17 protein-coding genes and 1 tRNA gene are annotated in these 16,623 nt (G+C 71.0%); 16 read left to right on the top strand and 2 right to left on the bottom strand.

The features are described from left to right. Positions 1–2 precede the first annotated feature (2 nt). Genes lipB through OM076_RS39160 form a run of 6 tightly spaced genes read left to right on the top strand, consistent with a single transcriptional unit; the run spans position 3 to position 5,211 of the window. On the top strand, positions 3–689 hold the full coding sequence (lipB, locus tag OM076_RS39185) for a lipoyl(octanoyl) transferase LipB (protein WP_270045636.1): 687 nt from the start codon (positions 3–5) through the stop codon (positions 687–689). Further along, positions 686–1,480, top strand: coding sequence for an LLM class F420-dependent oxidoreductase (locus tag OM076_RS39180; RefSeq protein WP_270045635.1), 795 nt, complete (start codon positions 686–688; stop codon positions 1,478–1,480). Before lipB ends, OM076_RS39180 begins: the two co-directional genes overlap by 4 nt. Next, complete coding sequence (gene lipA, locus OM076_RS39175) at positions 1,481–2,470, top strand: lipoyl synthase (RefSeq protein WP_270045634.1); 990 nt, start codon at positions 1,481–1,483, stop codon at positions 2,468–2,470. Positions 2,471–2,509: 39 nt separating this feature from the next. After that, positions 2,510–3,268, top strand: a complete 759-nt coding sequence (locus OM076_RS39170) for a rhomboid family intramembrane serine protease (protein WP_270045633.1) — start codon at positions 2,510–2,512, stop codon at positions 3,266–3,268. A 23-nt stretch (positions 3,269–3,291) separates the two neighbouring features. Continuing rightward, the gene (locus tag OM076_RS39165) at positions 3,292–4,236 is read left to right on the top strand and encodes a D-alanyl-D-alanine carboxypeptidase family protein (RefSeq protein WP_270045632.1); all 945 of its coding nucleotides are present in this window, start codon (positions 3,292–3,294) and stop codon (positions 4,234–4,236) included. A gap of 18 nt (positions 4,237–4,254) precedes the next feature. Next, positions 4,255–5,211 carry a hypothetical protein gene (locus tag OM076_RS39160; protein WP_270045631.1) on the top strand — a complete coding sequence of 319 codons (957 nt, stop codon included), beginning with the start codon at positions 4,255–4,257 and terminating at the stop codon, positions 5,209–5,211. On the opposite strand, the gene OM076_RS39155 is transcribed toward OM076_RS39160, so the two are convergent. Continuing rightward, on the bottom strand, positions 5,168–5,566 hold the full coding sequence (locus OM076_RS39155; protein ID WP_270045630.1) for a hypothetical protein: 399 nt from the start codon (positions 5,564–5,566) through the stop codon (positions 5,168–5,170). The two genes, OM076_RS39160 and OM076_RS39155, sit on opposite strands and share 44 nt — an antisense overlap. 153 nt (positions 5,567–5,719) lie before the next feature. Here OM076_RS39155 and OM076_RS39150 point away from each other — a divergent pair, with 153 nt between their 5' ends. The 6 genes from OM076_RS39150 to OM076_RS39125 all read left to right on the top strand — a co-directional run bounded on the left by OM076_RS39150 (position 5,720) and on the right by OM076_RS39125 (position 12,131). Continuing rightward, positions 5,720–6,781 (top strand): sensor histidine kinase, encoded by a 1,062-nt coding sequence (locus OM076_RS39150; protein WP_270045629.1) that lies wholly within the window; start codon positions 5,720–5,722, stop codon positions 6,779–6,781. Further along, entirely contained in the window at positions 6,778–7,425 is a 648-nt protein-coding gene (locus OM076_RS39145; RefSeq protein WP_270045628.1) for a response regulator, read from the top strand. Before OM076_RS39150 ends, OM076_RS39145 begins: the two co-directional genes overlap by 4 nt. Before the next feature lie 181 nt (positions 7,426–7,606). After that, on the top strand, positions 7,607–9,100 hold the full coding sequence (locus OM076_RS39140) for an alkaline phosphatase D family protein (RefSeq protein WP_270045627.1): 1,494 nt from the start codon (positions 7,607–7,609) through the stop codon (positions 9,098–9,100). A gap of 8 nt (positions 9,101–9,108) precedes the next feature. Next, a complete protein-coding gene (locus OM076_RS39135) occupies positions 9,109–10,089 on the top strand; it encodes a hypothetical protein (RefSeq protein WP_270045626.1) in 981 nt (326 codons plus the stop codon). 108 nt (positions 10,090–10,197) lie between these two features. Next, a complete protein-coding gene (locus OM076_RS39130; RefSeq protein WP_270045625.1) occupies positions 10,198–10,506 on the top strand; it encodes a DUF485 domain-containing protein in 309 nt (102 codons plus the stop codon). Beyond that, a complete protein-coding gene (locus tag OM076_RS39125) occupies positions 10,503–12,131 on the top strand; it encodes a solute symporter family protein (RefSeq protein ID WP_270045624.1) in 1,629 nt (542 codons plus the stop codon). Before OM076_RS39130 ends, OM076_RS39125 begins: the two co-directional genes overlap by 4 nt. Positions 12,132–12,242: 111 nt before the next feature. On the opposite strand, the gene OM076_RS39120 is transcribed toward OM076_RS39125, so the two are convergent. After that, positions 12,243–13,223 carry an ROK family protein gene (locus OM076_RS39120; protein WP_270045623.1) on the bottom strand — a complete coding sequence of 327 codons (981 nt, stop codon included), beginning with the start codon at positions 13,221–13,223 and terminating at the stop codon, positions 12,243–12,245. 42 nt (positions 13,224–13,265) lie between these two features. Between OM076_RS39120 and OM076_RS39115 the strand changes: the two genes are divergently transcribed. The 4 genes from OM076_RS39115 to OM076_RS39100 all read left to right on the top strand — a co-directional run bounded on the left by OM076_RS39115 (position 13,266) and on the right by OM076_RS39100 (position 16,621). Then, a complete protein-coding gene (locus OM076_RS39115) occupies positions 13,266–14,162 on the top strand; it encodes a histone deacetylase family protein (protein WP_270045622.1) in 897 nt (298 codons plus the stop codon). Positions 14,163–14,170: 8 nt separating this feature from the next. Next, a tRNA-Ala gene (locus OM076_RS39110) sits at positions 14,171–14,242 on the top strand. A 115-nt stretch (positions 14,243–14,357) separates the two neighbouring features. After that, positions 14,358–16,115 carry an amidase gene (locus tag OM076_RS39105; protein ID WP_270045621.1) on the top strand — a complete coding sequence of 586 codons (1,758 nt, stop codon included), beginning with the start codon at positions 14,358–14,360 and terminating at the stop codon, positions 16,113–16,115. After that, positions 16,115–16,621 carry a hypothetical protein gene (locus tag OM076_RS39100; protein ID WP_270045620.1) on the top strand — a complete coding sequence of 169 codons (507 nt, stop codon included), beginning with the start codon at positions 16,115–16,117 and terminating at the stop codon, positions 16,619–16,621. The genes OM076_RS39105 and OM076_RS39100 overlap by 1 nt, the downstream gene beginning before the upstream one ends. Positions 16,622–16,623 lie beyond the last annotated feature (2 nt).

Genomic DNA, 16,623 nt, shown 5'->3' with positions numbered 1-16,623 from the left:
GCATGGCCGCAAACGAGCTGTGGGTCTGCCATCTCGGCCGCGTCGAGTACCGCGAGGCCGCGGCCCTGCAGGAGCGCCTGCGCGAGCGCGTGGTCGCCGGCGAGCTGCCGGACCTGATGCTGCTGCTCGAGCACCCGCCGATCTACACGATCGGGCGCCGCTCGGACGAGGGCGACCTGCCGTTCGGCGAGGCCTTCTACCGCGAGCGCGGGATCGACATCGTGCGCACGCCGCGCGGCGGCCAGCTGACCTACCACGGGCCCGGGCAGCTCGTCGGCTACCCGATCATGCACGTGTCCAGCGTGCCGGAGTACATCCTCACGATGGAGCGGGCGATCGTGCGCGCGCTCGACGCCGCGGGGGTGGCGGCGGCGACCAAGCTCGGCCACAAGCACGTGGGCGTGTGGGTGGGCGAGCGCAAGATCGCCTCCGTCGGGGTGCACATCTCCCACGGCGTCTCCTCGCACGGCTTCGCCGTCAACGTGGCCAACGACCTCGACCCGTTCACGTGGGTGGTGGCGTGCGGGCTGCCGGAGGTGCAGATGACGTCGATGGCGGTCGAAGGCTCGGCCGAAGGCCTCGCGTGCTTCCGCAAGCGGGTCGGGCATCGCTTCAGCGAGGCGTTCGGGCTGCGGCAGCGGCTGGTGAGCGCGCACCGCCTCGGCATCGAACCGCTGGTGACGGTATGAAGGTCGGGATCGCCACCTTCTTGGTCGGCGACGGCGTTCGTCCCGACGTGCTCGCCCAGGCGGCCGAGGAGCGTGGCCTCGACTCGCTGTTCCTGACCGAGCACACCCACATCCCCGTCTCGGCGGGCATGGTCGACCGCAACGGCGGCCCGCTGGACGACAAGTACCGCCGCACCCACGACCCGTTCATCGCGCTCGCGTTCGCCGCGGCGGCGACGACCACGTTGACCATCGGCACGAGCGTCAGCCTCGTGATCGAGCACGACCCGATCGTGCTGGCCAAGGTCTGTTCCTCGCTGGACGTGCTCTCGGGCGGGCGTTTCGTGCTCGGCGTCGGCGCGGGCTGGAACAAGCCCGAGATGCGCAATCACGGCACCCATCCCGCGACGCGGCACGGCGACATGCGCGAGCGCGTCGAGGCGATGCAGGCGATCTGGCGCGACGACGAGGCTGAATATCACGGCAAGCACGTCGATTTCGACCCGATCTGGCAGTGGCCGAAGCCGCTGGCCGGCAAGGTCCCGGTCTACATCGGCGGCAACGGACCGCGCGTCGAGGACCGCGTGCTGCGCTACGGCGACGGCTGGATGCCGAACATGCCCGACACCGACGAGCTGGCCCGCCGCGTGGCGGCGCTGCGCGAGCGCGCCGGCCGGGACGTCCCGGTCATCTACTACGGCGCGAAGGCGGAAAACCTGGACGCGGTGCGCGACGCGGGTGTCGATCACGCGCTGGTCGTCCTCGAGTCGGGCTCGGAAGCCGAAGTACTCGCCTCGATACCCTCACTCTAAGTGAGCGACGAACCGGTCCTTCGCATCCACCAGACCCGCTCCCGGTCCAACCCGGGCGGGATGGACGTCACCAAGATCATCGGCGAGGACGTCCTGCCGTTCCGCAGCCGCAAGCCCGCGTGGTTCAAGGTCCCGCGGCCCGGCAGCGCGAAGTACCGCGAGCTGTCGAAGACGATCGCCGACGAGGGCCTGCACACGGTCTGCAAGGAAGCGGCCTGCCCGAACATCGGCGACTGCTGGGACCGCGGCACCGCGACCTTCATGATCCTCGGCGACACCTGCACCCGCCGCTGCGGCTTCTGCAACGTCAAGACCGGCAAGCCGACGTGGAACGACCCGCTGGAGCCGCTGCGCGTCGCCCGCTCCGTCGCCCGCATGAACCTGCGCCACGCCGTCATCACGAGCGTGGATCGCGACGACCTGCCGGACCTCGGCTCGTCGGTCTGGTGCGGCGTCATCCGCTCGATCCGCATGCAGGCGCCGAACACGAAGATCGAGTGCCTCACACCCGACTTCCGCGGCGAGGAGATGCCGCTGGCGCGGGTCATCGCCGAGCGCCCCGATGTCTTCAACCACAACCTCGAGGTCGCGCCGCGGCTCTACCCCGTCGCGCGCCGCGGCTCGACCTGGAAGCGCTCGCTGCGGGTGCTGCGCAACGCGCTCGAGATGGGCGAGGGCGAGGTCGCGACCAAGTCCGGCCTGATGGTCGGCTTCGGCGAGACGCACGACGAGCTCGTCGAGGCCTTCGGCGAGATGCGCGAGGCGGGCGTCCAGATCCTCACCGTCGGCCAGTACCTGCGCCCGACCGAGCGTCACCTGCCGGTCGTGCGTTACTGGGCGCCGGAGGAGTTCGCCGCGCTCGAGGCGGCGGCCTACGACCTGGGCTTCGAGCACGTGGCGGCCGGGCCGCTCGTGCGCTCCTCGTATCACGCCGACGAGCACGTCAAGCAGGACCGTCCAGGCGTCGGTCCGCTGGCCGCAACCGCTTAACCGCTTTTCCGGCGGACCACCGGGTACGGTTGACGCTCGATGCTGCCGCTGCGCGACAACATCCCGACTTCGCGGACCGCGTACGTCACGTACGGGCTCATCATCGCGAACGTCCTCGTCTACTTCTTCTGGCAGCGCGGCGGGCTGACGCTCGGGGATCCGAGCTCGGCGCACTACATCTGCCAGCTGCAGGACTACGCGGCGATCCCGAAGGAGATCACGCACCCGGGCGGCGAGCAGGTGATGATCGCCACCGGCTGCCCGAACCCGCCGACGGCGAACTCGTATCTGACGATCTTCACCGCGATGTTCATGCACGGCGGGCTGCTGCATCTCGGCGGCAACATGCTGTTCCTCTACATCTTCGGCAACAACCTCGAAGACGCGATGGGGCCGGTGAAGTTCCTGCTCTTCTACCTGCTGGGCGGCGTCGCGGCGCTCGCGCTGCAGGTCGCGATCGACCCGAGCTCGACGGTGCCCACGCTTGGCGCCTCGGGAGCGATCGCCGGCGTGCTCGGCGGCTACATCCTGCTGTTCCCGCGCGCGAAGGTCGTGACGGTGATCTTCATCGTCTTCTTCTTCACGATCCTCGAACTTCCAGCGATGCTCGTCCTGGGGATCTGGTTCCTCCAGCAGGCGCTGTTCGGCTATTTCGATCTCGCCCAGCCCTCGGGCGGGGGCGGCGGCGTCGCGTACTTCGCGCACATCGGCGGCTTCATCTTCGGGCTGCTCGCGGTGCGAGCGTTCTCCAGTAGGCAGCGGGTGAGCCGCCAGACCGATCGGGCCGCGCTGAGCTGATGCGGCGCGTCCTCGGATTCATCATGCTGCTGTTGATCGGCGGCGGCGGGTGGTACGCGTTCCTCAACAAGGACGCGGACGCGCCGGTCGTGAAGACGACGACCGCGCCGCCGGGCCTGCTCAAGGACTCCGCGACCGCCCCGTTGGCCGGCGGCGGCACCGCGCCTTCGCCGCTGGCCGTCCGGCTCGACGTCCCCGGCGATCCGGTCAAGATCAAGTTCAAGAAGCCGCCGCGCTCCGCGCTGCTCTTCGACCTCGACACGGGCCGGGTGCTCTGGCGGCGCGACCCGACCGTGGTCCGGCCGATCGCCTCGCTGACGAAGATGATGACCGCGCTCGTGGTCGCCGACCGCGTCAAGCCCGGATCCAAGGTGCTGATCACCAAGGAGGCCGTGCACTACGAGGCCGGCGGCTCGGCCGTCGGGCTGCTGCCCAAGGGCAAGTGGATCGGCGTGAACACGATGCTCTATGGCCTGATGCTGCCGTCCGGCAACGACGCGGCGATCGCGCTCGCGCAGCGGGCCGCGGGCGGCAGCGAGCAGCGCTTCGTGCGCTACATGAACGAGAAGGCGGAGCAGATGGGCCTCGTCTGCACCCACTTCTCCACCCCCAGCGGGTTCGAGGACAAGGACAACCACTCGTGCGCCGCCGACCTGGCGGCGATCGGACGGGCGGTCCTGCGCGAGCCGCGCCTCGCCCACATCGTCGCCAAGCGCGAGGCGATCGTCCCGTTCCCGATCAAGGGCGGGAAGCTCTACCTCTACAACCACAACCCGCTGCTGCAGCAGGGCTACCGCGGCACGACCGGCATCAAGACCGGCTACACCGACGCCGCCGGCCGCTGCCTGGTCGCGACGGTGCGACGCGGCGCGATCAAACTGGGCGTCGTCCTCCTGGACTCGCCAGACCCCGGAAAACAGGCGATGCAGCTCCTGGACCGGGGCTTCAAGGCCTCAGCCACCGGTTAAGCGGGTACGTCCAGGCGGATGACCGAGTCGTCCGCCGTTTACCGACGCAGGCGCATCGCCGCCATCGTCGGCGCAGCGGTGGCCGCCGCGCTGATCGTCTTCGCCATCACGCAGCTGACGGGCTCGAACGCCGCCGAGCCCTCCAAGGGCGGCGCGCCCCGCGCCGAGGCCACACCCAAGCCCAAGCCCGCGGCCGAACTGCCGCGCGGCGGGCGCACGATCCTGCCGGACTTCCGCGTCGTCGCCTACTACGGCGCGCCGCAGGACAAGCAGCTCGGGGCGCTGGGGATCGGGTCGCCGACGCAGATGACGAAGAAGCTCGAGCGCCAGGCCCAGCCCTACGCCCGCAAGACGCGCCCGATCCTGCCCGCGATGGAGCTGATCGCGGTGGTCGCCGCCGCCCACCCGGGAGACGGCGACCGCTACAACCTGCGCCAGCCCGACTCGGTGATCCGCCGCTACCTGAAGGCCGCGCGCAAGGCGAAGGCCCTCCTGATCCTGGACATCCAGCCGGGCCGCTCGGACTTCTTCACCGAGACCAAGCGGCTGCGCAAGTGGCTCAAGGAGCCCGACGTCGGCCTGGCGCTGGACCCGGAGTGGCGGATGGCGCCGGGGCAGATCCCGGGTGAGGTGATCGGCTCGGTCAGCGCCCGCGAGGTCAACGCGACCAGCGCGTGGCTCGACCAGCTCGTGACGCACTACAACCTGCCGCAGAAGCTCCTGCTCGTGCACGAGTTCACCGACGACATGGTCCCCGAGGCGCAGCTCAAGCCGCGCAAGGGCCTCGCCTACGTCATGAACGTCGACGGCTTCGGCGGCCAGGCGCTGAAGATCGCCAAGTACAAGGGCTTCGCGGGGCAGGACCAGCAGTTCCGGCGCGGCTTCAAGCTCTTCTACCAGGAGGACCAGGGGATGATGTCCCCGGCCCAGGTCATGCGGCTGCAGCCGCGGCCGGACGTCGTCGTCTACGAATGAGCGCGGTCACCGCGAGCGAGAACACCAGGACCGCGAGCCAGCCTTCGACGGCCTGCCAGACCACGTGGCCGGTGGCCAGGCCGTCGGCGTTGAAGTCGCCGTCGAACAGGAACGCGGCGGTGCTGAGGCCGCTCATCGCCACCAGCACCCACGCGCCGGCGATCCTGCCGCGCAGGAACGCGTAGGCGGCGAGCAGCTCGACGACGAGGATGAAGAACGGCGCGCTGGTCTTGGAGCCGTTGCCGAAGACCTCGGCGACCGAGGCGATGCCGCCGGCGACGGCGATCACCGCGCCGATGGCGTAGGCCGCGACGAGCGCGACGGTGGCGAGAACGAGTGGAGGAGTCCTGGTCATGGCGTCCGAAGCTACGGACGCGCCCGCCCGCCGCCATCGCCCTGGCGTGCGATCCAGCTCAGCCCACGGGCTGATGACGCGCTCCGCCCGCCCGGATACTTTCCGCCCATCAGCTTCCGTCGCGCCGATCTCCTGCTCGCCCTCGCGCTCGCCGTGCCCTCCGTGGTGCAGGTGCTCGTGTGGCCGCTCGCGCCCCGCCCCGTCGGCGTGGCGATCGCGCTCGTCTCGACGCTGCCGATCGCCTGGCGGCTGACCCACCCCGCGGCCGCGGCATTCGTCGGGACGCTGCCGTGGTGCATTCCCACCGACGGCTATGTCGTCGTCGGCTTCATCGCCGCGTTCGTCCTCTTCTACTCGCTGGGCGCGCACGTCGCGGACCTGCGGCTCGTCGCCGCGATCACGCTCTTCGGCGTCGCTCTCTCGGTCCTCGGCTCTTGGCTCAATCACGAGGTCCCCGGCGAGTACATGGGGGCGGTGACCGCGGTCGTCCTGCCCGCGCTGGTGGGCCGGGTCGTGCGCCGCCAGCGCCAGCAGACCAGCAAGCTCGAGCAGCTCACCGCCGAGCTCGAGCATGAGCGCGAGCGCACCGCCCAGCTCGCGGTTGCCGAGGAGCGGGCGCGGATCGCGCGCGAGCTGCACGACGTCGTCGCCCACGGGCTGAGCGTGATCGCCATCCAGGCCGACGGCGCCGAGGCCGCCCTCGACCGCGACCCGGCGCTCGCGCGTAAACCTCTGACCGCGATCAGACAATCGGCCGAGGAGTCGCTCGGCGAGATGCGGCGGCTGCTCGGCGTCCTGCGCGAGGACGGGGCGGGCGCCGACCTCGCCCCGCAACCCGGGCTCGCCCAGCTGCCGGCGCTGGTCGAGCGCGCCCGCGCGACGGGCACGCCCGTCACGCTCGACGTCGAAGGCGAGCCGCGGCCGCTGCCGGCGAGCCTCGATCTCTCCGCGTTCCGGATCGTCCAGGAGGCGCTGACCAATGTCCACAAGCACGCGGCCGGGGCGCCCGCGACCGTGCGGGTCGTCTGGGGCAGTCAGGTGCTCGCGCTGCGCGTGCTCGACACGGGCACGGGCGGCGTCGGCGCGCCTCGGGTCAACGGTTCGGGCCACGGGCTCGTGGGGATGCGCGAGCGGGTCAAGCTGCACGGGGGCGAGCTGCGCACCGGCGCGCGGCCGGACGGCGGCTTCGAGGTCACCGCGGAGCTGCCGCTATGACCACCGTGCTGCTGGCCGACGATCAGGAGCTGGTGCGGGCGGGCTTCCGGCTGATCCTCGAGCTCGAGGGCTTCGAGGTCGTGGGCGAGGCGGGTGACGGGGCGGTCGCGCTCGAGCTCGCCCGCGAGCTGGAGCCGGACGTCGTGCTGATGGACGTGCGGATGCCGCGGATGGACGGCATCGAGTCCACACGCCGGATCGGGCAGGCGGGGCTGCGGACGCGCGTCCTCGTCCTCACGACGTTCGACATGGACGAGCACGTCTACGACGCGCTGCGGGCGGGCGCGAGCGGCTTCCTGCTCAAGGACGCGGGGCGCGAGCGGCTGATCGAGGGCGTGCGGACCGTCGCTGCCGGCGAGTCGCTGTTCGCCCCGAGCGTGCTGCGCCGGCTCGTCGACCACTACGTCGCCCGCCCACCGGTCGGGCGCCCGCACGGCCTCGACGAGCTCTCCGAACGGGAGCTCGAGGTGCTCGGGCTGATCGGCCGCGGCCTGTCCAACACGGAGATCGGCGAGGCCCTGTTCATCTCGCTCGCGACCGTCAAGACCCACGTCCGCCACGTGCTCGCCAAGCTCGGCCTCCGCGACCGAGTGCAGGCCGTCGTGCTGGCATACGAATCCGGGCTCGTCTCGCCTGGCCGCTGACCAGGTTGTTCACGAGCTGGTGACGGGCGGGTAACAAACCTGACCCCCTCGGCCGAAAGTCTCACGCGCGCATCACAAATCGAGACGAAGTTCGGGGGAGATCGTGAACGAAGCAGAACGGCCGAAGGTTCTTTCGCGCCGGAAATTCCTGGTGGCGGCAGGCTCCGCCAGCGCCGTAGCGGTGGCGTCGCAGTATCCGTTCGCGAAGGCGCGCACCGCGCCGATGCGGTTCGTGGGCGACCCGTTCCAGCTGGGCGTCGCCTCCGGCGATCCGTCCACGGACGGCATGGTGCTGTGGACCCGGCTCGCGCCGGCGCCGCTCAGCCCGGGCGGCGGCATGCCGGACAAGGCGGTCGCGGTCAAGTGGGAGGTCGCCAAGGACGAGGCCTTCAAGCAGATCGTCGCCACCGGCGAGGAGCAGGCGGTCGCGAGCGAGGCGCACTCGGTCCACGCCGAGCCGCGCGGGCTCCAGCCCGGCTCCGAGTACTTCTACCGCTTCACCGCGGGCGGGGCGCAGAGCCCGATCGGGCGCACCAAGACGACGACGGCCGGTCCGCTGTCGTCGATGAAGTTCGCCTTCGCCTCGTGCCAGCAGTACGAGCACGGCTACTACACGGCCTACAAGCACATGGCCAACGAGGACCTGGATCTGATCCTCCACCTCGGCGACTACATCTACGAGTACTCGACGAACTCGTACACGGCGGGCGGCGGCGGCAACGTCCGCGGGCACTCCAACCACGAGGTCATGGAGCTCGCCGACTACCGCGAGCGCCACGCCCAATACAAGACCGACGTCAACCTCCAGGCGGCACACGCCTCGGCGCCATGGTTCGTCACGTTCGACGACCACGAGGTCGACGACAACTGGGCCGGCATCGCGCCCGGCGACGGCTCGCCGCCGAAGTCCTACACCAACCGCAAGGCCGCGGCCTTCCAGGCCTACTGGGAGCACATGCCGCTGCGCCGCGCCGCCAAGCCGAACGGTGCCGCGATTCCGATCTACCGCCGCGGCGCCTTCGGCGACCTGGCGACGTTCCACGTCCTGGACACGCGCCAGTTCCGCTCCGACCAGCCGTGCAACGACGGCATCAAGGCCTGCTCGGACCGCTCCAGCGACGCGCTGACGATGACCGGCAACGCGCAGGAGGCGTGGCTCCTCGACGGTCTCGAGAAATCCACCGCCAAGTGGCAGATCTTCGCCCAGCAGGTGGTCATGGCGCAGATGGACTGGTCCGTCGGCGCGAACGAGACGTGGAACGTCGACGCGTGGGACGGCTACACCGCCGAGCGCACGCGCCTGTTCAACTACATCAACCAGAAGGGCACGCTGAACCCGCTCGTCCTCACGGGCGACATCCATCAGCACTGGGCCGCCGACCTGCTCGCCGACTTCCGCGATCCAAACTCGAAGATCCTCGGCTCCGAGTTGGTAGGCACGTCGATCAGCACCGGCGCCGACGGCTCGGACAACCCCAACGACGCCAAGCTGGCCGAGAACCCCTGGTTCAAGTTCGTCAACTCCCAGCGCGGCTACGTCACCGTCGAGCTCGGACAGGACCAGGCCAAGGCGGACTTCAAGGTCCTGCCGTACGTCCGCCGTCCCGGCGCGCCGATCAGCACCCGCAAGTCGTTCGTCATCGAAGCGGGCCACCCCGGCCTGCAGAACGCGTAGGAGCCCCGATGAAGCGTCTGCTCTCCTTCGCCGCGGGCATGGCGGCCATCGCGGCCCCGGTCGTCGTCATCGTCAGCCGTGAGGCCTCGGCGGTCGACGGCGTGCCCGCCAAGCACTACCAGATGATCGAGGCGGAGTTCATGACTCCGGTCCTCGAGTCCTACGCCGGCGTCGCCTCCGGCACGGCCACCACGTCGGTCCTGAAACGCATGAGCAACAGCGGGACGACGACGTTCTCCGGCTCGGCCGGCATGCAGCTCGACAACCACAACGCGGACGGCAGCCCCGGCACGCTCCCGTTCGAGGTCGAGGACACCGACACCTACGGCGTCGGCGTCCGCTACGTCAAGGGCCCGACGTACGGCGTCGTGCAGTTCGTGATCGACGGCGACCCGATCGGCGCGCCGATCGACGCCTACGCGACCGCCGTCACCGCCGACGAGATCACGCTCGGCGCGCTCGGTCTGACCGAGGGCAAGCACCAGGTCAGCATGGTCGTGACGGGCAAGAACGACGCCGCGACCGACTACCTGGCCGGGTTCGACTACCTCGAGCTGGACTCGACCGCCGTCCCGGCGGCCACACCGACCGCCGTCGCGACGGCCGAGGTCGGTGCGCAGGTGCCGGCGACGCTGGCGCTCAGCGTCGGCGCTCCCGCGTCATTCGCCCAGCTGCAGCCGGGCGTCGAGAAGGACTACAGCGCCACGACGACCGCGACCGTCACGTCAACGGCCGGTGACGCGGCGCTGACCGTGACCGATCCGAGTACGACCGCGCCCGGCAAGCTCGTCAACGGCAGCTTCAGCCTCGCCGAGCCGCTGCGCGTGGCCGGTGGGCCGTTGCCGGCGACGGTGAAGACCTGGAGCGGGCCGACGAGCTCCGAACCGGTCGAGCTGGCGTTCACTCAGCACATCGGCGCCCGCGAGCCGCTGCGCACGGGCAATTACGGCAAGACGCTGACACTGACGCTGTCGACGACGAACCCGTAGTGCTCAGGGGTGCGGCGCGGGCCCGCGCCGCACCCCTTCGTTTCCGGTGTTTGGCGGTTGGGTAGGCCCCCGGACACTCGAACGGCTCCATAAGGGGGAGACGTCCTGATGAGCAGTCTTGCCGAGCCCGATTGGGAGGCCCTGGCACGCCATCCGCAGTTCCGTGAGCTCGTTTCGAACCGCCGCCGGTTCGTCGCGAAGGTCACAGCGTTCTACTTTGCGTACTTCGTCGTCTACCTGGCGCTGCTGGGCTACGCGAAGGACTTCATGGCGAACGAGGTGGTCGGCATCTCGCTCGCTTTGTGGGGCGGGTTCTCGATCTGCGCGCTGACCATGATCATGGCCGTCGCCTACGCGCGGCGCGCGCCTGAATGGGAGCGAATGGCGCAGCAAGTGGTCGTGGAGGCGAGCCGATGATCGCCCAGACCGGCGACTTCAACGGCCTCGCCGTCGGCGTCTTCGCCTGCGTCCTCGCCGTCACGCTCGTCATCACCCGCTGGGCGGCCAAGCGCACGCACAGCGCGACCGAGTTCTACGCCGCGGGCCGTGGCATCTCCGGCCGCGCGAACGGCGTCGCCACCGCGGGCGACTATCTCAGCGCCTCGACGTTCCTCGGCTACGCCGGCCTGATGTACCTCTACGGCTTCGACGGCTGGGTCATCGGCCTCGGCGCCTGCCTCTCGTTCCTGCCGGTGCTCTACCTGCTGGCCGAGCGGATGCGCAACGCCGGCAAGTTCACCGTCGCCGACGTGCTCTCGTTCCGCCTGAAGGCGCGCCCCGTGCGCGTCGCCACCGCGATCAACACGCTGCTGATCTCCGGCATCTACCTGGTCGCGCAGCTGGTCGGCGCGGGTGCGGTGATCGAGGCGCTCGCGGGCATCTCGTTCCCGATCGCCGTGCTGATCTGCGGCGTGTTCATGGTCGTCTACGTCGTCTTCGGCGGCATGCTGGCCACGACGTGGGTGCAGATCATCAAGGCCATCATGCTGATGATCGCGGGCACGATCGTCTCCGTCGCCGTGCTGGCGAAGTTCAACTTCAACCCGAGCACGCTGCTCGACACCGCGGCGAAGAACCACCCCGACGGCAAGGCGATCCTCGGCCCGGGCACGTACCTGACGTCGCCGATCCTGGTGATCTCGACCGGCCTGACGATCTTCATCGGCACCGCCGGCCTGCCGCACATCCTCACCCGCTTCTTCACCGTGCCGGACTCGAACGCCGCGCGTAAGTCGGTGCTGTGGACGATCGGGATCATCGCCACGTTCACCGCGATGGTCACGGTCATCGGCTTCGGCGCGCGGGCGCTGCTCGGCCAGGGCGCTTCGGAGTCGGTCGGCAAGGGCGGCAACCTCGCGGCGCCGCTGCTGGCCCAGTTCCTCGGCGGCGGCGAAGGCACCGTCGGCGGCGACATCGCGCTCGCGCTCTTCTCCGCCGCCGCCTTCGCGACGATCCTCGCGGTGGTCGCCGGGCTCGTGATCGCGTCCGCCGGCGCGATCGCCCACGACCTCTGGAAGAACGTGCTCGGACGCGGGACCGAGGAGGGCGAGCGCAAGGTCGCGCGCATCGCCTCGATCGGCGTCGGCGTCGCCGCCATCCTCGGCACGCTGGCGATCGGCTCGGGCTTCAACGTCACCGTGCTCGTCTCGATGGCGTTCGTCTTCGCGGCGAGCGCCAACTTCCCGCCGCTGCTGCTGGCGCTGCTCTGGCGGCGCTTCAACACCACGGGTGCGCTGACCGGCATCGCCTTCGGCATCACCGCCTCGGTGATCATGATCGTGCTGTCGCCGCCGGTGTGGCCGGGCCCGGACTCGCAGGGCTCGCCGTCACCGCTGACGTTCCCGGGCATCGTGACGATCCCGATCGGCTTCCTCGGCTGCGTCCTCGGCACGCTGTTGAGCAAGGAGGAAGTGGGCACCGAGCGCAGCTATGACGAGCTGCTCGTGCGCTCCGAGACCGGGATCGGCTCCGAGGGCGGGCCGATCACGACCCCGCGGACCGGCCGGTTCGACCGCACCCCGGAGCCGCTGCCCACGCGCTAGACGAACTCCTCGCGGCGGCGGCGCGTGCCCCTCAAAGGTTACGCGCCGCCGTGCGAGACACCCTTCCGGTGCGTCGTTATACGAACCGGAGGCGCGAGAGTGATGAGTCGGCTACGCGACCGCGGCCCGGCGCGCTGCCAACAGCGCGCCGCCGTGGGCCCCGCCGAGGTCGCCGAGCTCGGCCAGCATCACGGGCGGCGGGTCGGTGTCGACGAACAGGTGCGGGTGCATCGCCTCGCGGATCCGCTGCACCCACGGCTCGCCCAGCCGGATCCCGAGGCCGCCGCCGATCACGACCGCCTCCGGGTCGAGCAGGTTGACCGCGGAGGCGACGCCGGCGCCGAGCGCTTCGACGGCCTCCTCGAGCAGGTCGATCGCCATGTGGTCGTCGCGGGCCAGCGCGCGCTCCCAGATGCCGGAGGAGAGCCGGTCGCGGCCGCGCTCCTCCATGATCCGGAACAGCGACGTCTTCTCGCCCTGGTTGACGCGCTTGCGGGCGCGGGCCTCCATCGCCCCGCGGCCGGCGTAGGCCTCCATGCAGCCACGACGGCCGCACGGGCAGTGCGCGCCGTTGAGGCGAACGACCATGTGCCCGATCTCGCCCGCCGTCTTGCGGCCCACCCAGGGCTTGCCGTCGAGGATCAGGCCGCCGCCGACGCCGGTGCCCCAGAAGACGCCGAGGAGGCTGTCGTACTGCTTGGCGGCGCCGATCTCGAACTCCGCGTCGGTCGCGAGGTCCACGTCGTTGCCGAGCGCGACCGGCGCGCCGCCGAACTCCTTCTCCAAGACGCGTCGCAGGTTGAACGAGCCGGCCCAGTCGGAGAGGTTCATGGCGCCCGCGACGGTGCCCTTCTGGTCGTCGACGCTTCCCGGCGAACCGACGCCGACGCCGTCGAGGTCGGAGACGCTCAGCCCGGCCTCCTCGAGCGATTCGACCAGCACTGCGGCCATCCGCGCCGCGATCGCCTTCGGGCCGCCTTTCAGGGGCGTCTGGTCGCGCTTGGCGCCGAGGACGGCGTGGTCGTTGCCCTCGTCCACGACCGCCGCCTGGATCTTCGTACCGCCGAGGTCGATGCCGCCGTAGATCGCCATGGAAGGCATCTTGCCCGTTCGCGGACGAGTCATGCTCTGTTGGTGGACGTCTGGGCTCACGATCGCTGGCGCATCCCGCTCCCCGCGGGGCACAAGTTCCCGATCGACAAGTACCGCCTGCTGCGCGAGCGGGTGCAGGATTCCGTGACCGTCCACGAGTCCGAGGCGGTGCCGTGGGAGTGGCTGGCGGAGGTCCACGAGGCGGATCTGCTGGAGCGCATCCGGACCGGCACGATGACGCTGCGCGAGATCCGCGGGCTCGGGCTGCCCTGGTCGGAGGTGCTGGTGGAACGCGGCCGGCGCTCGGTCGGCGGGACGGTGGCCGCGGCGCGGCGGGCGGTGGAGCACGGCATCGGGATGAACCTCGGCGGCGGGACCCACCACGCCGGCCGCGACTTCGCCCGCGGCTACTGCCTCTTCAACGACGTCGTCGTGACCTTGGCGCGCCTGCGCTCGGAGGGCGCCGTCCAGCGCGCGCTGGTCGTCGACTGCGACGTCCACCAGGGCGACGGCACCGCCCAGCTCCTCAGGCCCGATCGGGACGCGTTCACGCTCTCGCTGCACGGCGCGCGCAACTACCCGTTCGAGCGGATCCCGTCCGACCTCGACGTCGACCTCCCCAGCGGGACGGGCGACGACGAGTACCTGCGGGTGCTTTCGGAATCGCTCGACGTCGCGCTCGACGCGGGTGTGCCGGACATCGCGTTCTTCCTCGCGGGCGCCGATCCATGGGAGGGCGACCGCCTCGGCCGCCTCGCGCTGACCAAGGCGGGCCTGCGCGCTCGCGACGAGCTCGTCCTCGACCGCCTGCTCGAGACCGGCGCGCCGGTCGTCGTGGTGCTCGCGGGCGGCTACGCGCCCGACGTCGTCGACACCGTCGACATCAACGCCGCCACGGTCGCCGCCGTCGCCGCGCGCGACACCGCCCGTCTAAGCTGAGGCGTCCCGGGGGCGTAGTGATAACGGGAGCACGCGGCCTTTGCACGGCCGAGGTAGGGGTTCGATTCCCCTCGCCTCCATTTGGGAGCACCGCCCGCGGGTCCAGTCGACCCGCGCGATAGTCGGACCGCCGGAACCTGTCCGACCGCGCTGCGCACCGGCAGGGTTCCCGCCTCACCACCGAGTGGAGGGGTCATGGCTGGGGTCACACGAAGGCGGTTCATCCAGACGTCGGCGGCGACGGGCGCCGCAGCGGCGCTGTTGCCGGCAAGCCGGGCACGCGGCGAGCGAACGGTGCCCGCGCCCGCGGACGTCAGTGCGCGCACGCGCGCCTATCTCGAGGAGCAGCGCAAGGCCGGCGTGCGGGCGGGCGGGGACCTGGCGTTCCTCACGGGCACGCAGCTGGCGGCGATGCTCGCCGCGCGCGACGTCTCCAGCCGCGAGGTCACGCAGGCGTTCCTGGCTCGCATCAACGCGCTCAACGGCGACGGCGGGTTCTCGGTTCCGTCGCGGCCGGTGACCGGCACCACGCCCAACCCCGACATCCCGGTCTACGGGAACAACGGCAAGCTCAACGCGTACGTCCGCGTGTACGACGACCTCGCGCTGAGCATGGCCAAGGAGGCCGACGCGCGGCTAGATGCTGGGGGTGCGCCGCTCGGCTGCGGCGTGCCGATCGCGATCAAGGACATCTTCGCCGTCGGCGGCCACGAGCTCACGCTCGGCTGCCCGCTGATGAAGGGCAATGTCGCGACGGGCGACTCGACCGTCGCCGCGCGTGCCCGTGCCGCGGGGATGCCGATCCTGGGCCAGACCCACACCGGGCCGTGGACGTCGGACGACACCTGCCCGCAGACCGCCAACCCGTGGAAGCGCAGCAAGGCCGTGGGTGGGTCCTCGGGCGGGTCGGCGGCCGCGGTGGCGTCGCGGCTGGCGGTGCTGAGCGTCGGCTCCGACACCGGCAACTCGGTCCGCAACCCCGCCTGCAACACCGGGGTCGGGACGATCAAGCCGACGTATGGACTGATCCCGCTCTACGGGGCGACGCCGCTGACCGTGAGCAACGATCACGCCGGGCCGATCTGCCGCGCGATGACGGACGTGTCGCTGTTGCTCGGCGTGCTCGCCGGGCCGGACCCGCTCGATCCGCGCTCGCTGCAGGCGCCGCCCGCACCCGCGTACTACCCGCTGGCGCCGACGCCCGGGGATCTCCCGCTCGCCGGCGTCCGGATCGGCTCGACGATCGAGACTGAGACGTCACCCGCGCGGGCGAGCTGGGCGCCGGGCATCCTCGCGCGGCTGCGGGCGGCGGTCGAGCAGTTCCGCGCGCTGGGCGCCACGATCGTCGACGTCGCGCCCGCGACGTCCAACCTCGGCAGCACGGCCTACTTCAAGGCCGCCGCGCCTGACCCGTTCACGGGCGCCGCCGTATCGGCGAGCGGCGTCTACGGGAACGCCGAGAACGCCTACGTCCTGCGCGACACGTACACGCAGACAGCGGACCCGCTTCTCGTCGGCGCGGTGAAGACCCGCTTCCGTCGCACCGCCGCGATCAGCGGCGTCGAAGGCAAGGACCAGCTGCTCCAGCGCGCCGCCAAGTTCACGCCGGAGGACCTCTTCGGCGCCTATCAGGTGCGTCGCGAGTACTGCGAGGCGTGGGCCAAGGTCTTCGCCGACAACGACCTGCACGCCTGCCTGTGGCCGCAGAAGGTCCAGACCCCGCCGGACCGGGCGGACGACTTCACGGGCAGCTTCTCGGGCGTCGAGTCCAGCCGCCCGAACACCACCGGCTGGCCCTGCGTGGACGTCCCGGTGGGCCGTGACGCGAGCACCGGGATCCCCGTCGGCATCGACATCGCCGCGCCGCTCGGAGCCGACGCGACGGTCCTGCAGATCGCGATCGACTACCAGGCGCACTTCCCCTACCACCTCGACGTCCCCACCGACCTCTGATGACCGACCCGACGAACGCGCGCATGCGCACGCTCAACAGCTTCTTCGAGTCCCCGCGGTTCGCGCTGAAGGGGCTGCCGGTCGTCCCGGACGAGCCGGAAGCGACGCCGACGCCGACACCGGCGCCGTTGGCGGCCGCACCCGCGCCGGTGGCCGTCGCCGCGGCCCCGCCGGAGCTCACCCTCGCCCTCCAGCCGGCGGCCAAGCGCACGCTGAAGACGTTCCTGGCGGACGGGCTCGTGGTCAAGGTGTCCGCGAGCCGCCCGGTGGTGGACGTCGAGGCGCGGCTCTTCGAAGTCCTCGCCGGGGGTGGGCTGCGCCCGCTCGGCTCGGCCTTCAGGGTCGAGCCGGGACCTGACGGCGCGACGCTGCGCATCGAGGCGACGCGCTTCGCACGCTCGGCCCTCAAGCGCGGGAAGGGCACGCGCAGCCTGCAGCTCGAAGCGACGGCGACCGGCCGCGACGGCGTCGTGGGCAAGCGCCGCTCGACCTTCCACCTGCGCTGAAC

Source organism: Solirubrobacter ginsenosidimutans (assembly GCF_027587205.1).
This window is presented reverse-complemented; position numbering and strand designations above follow the sequence as displayed.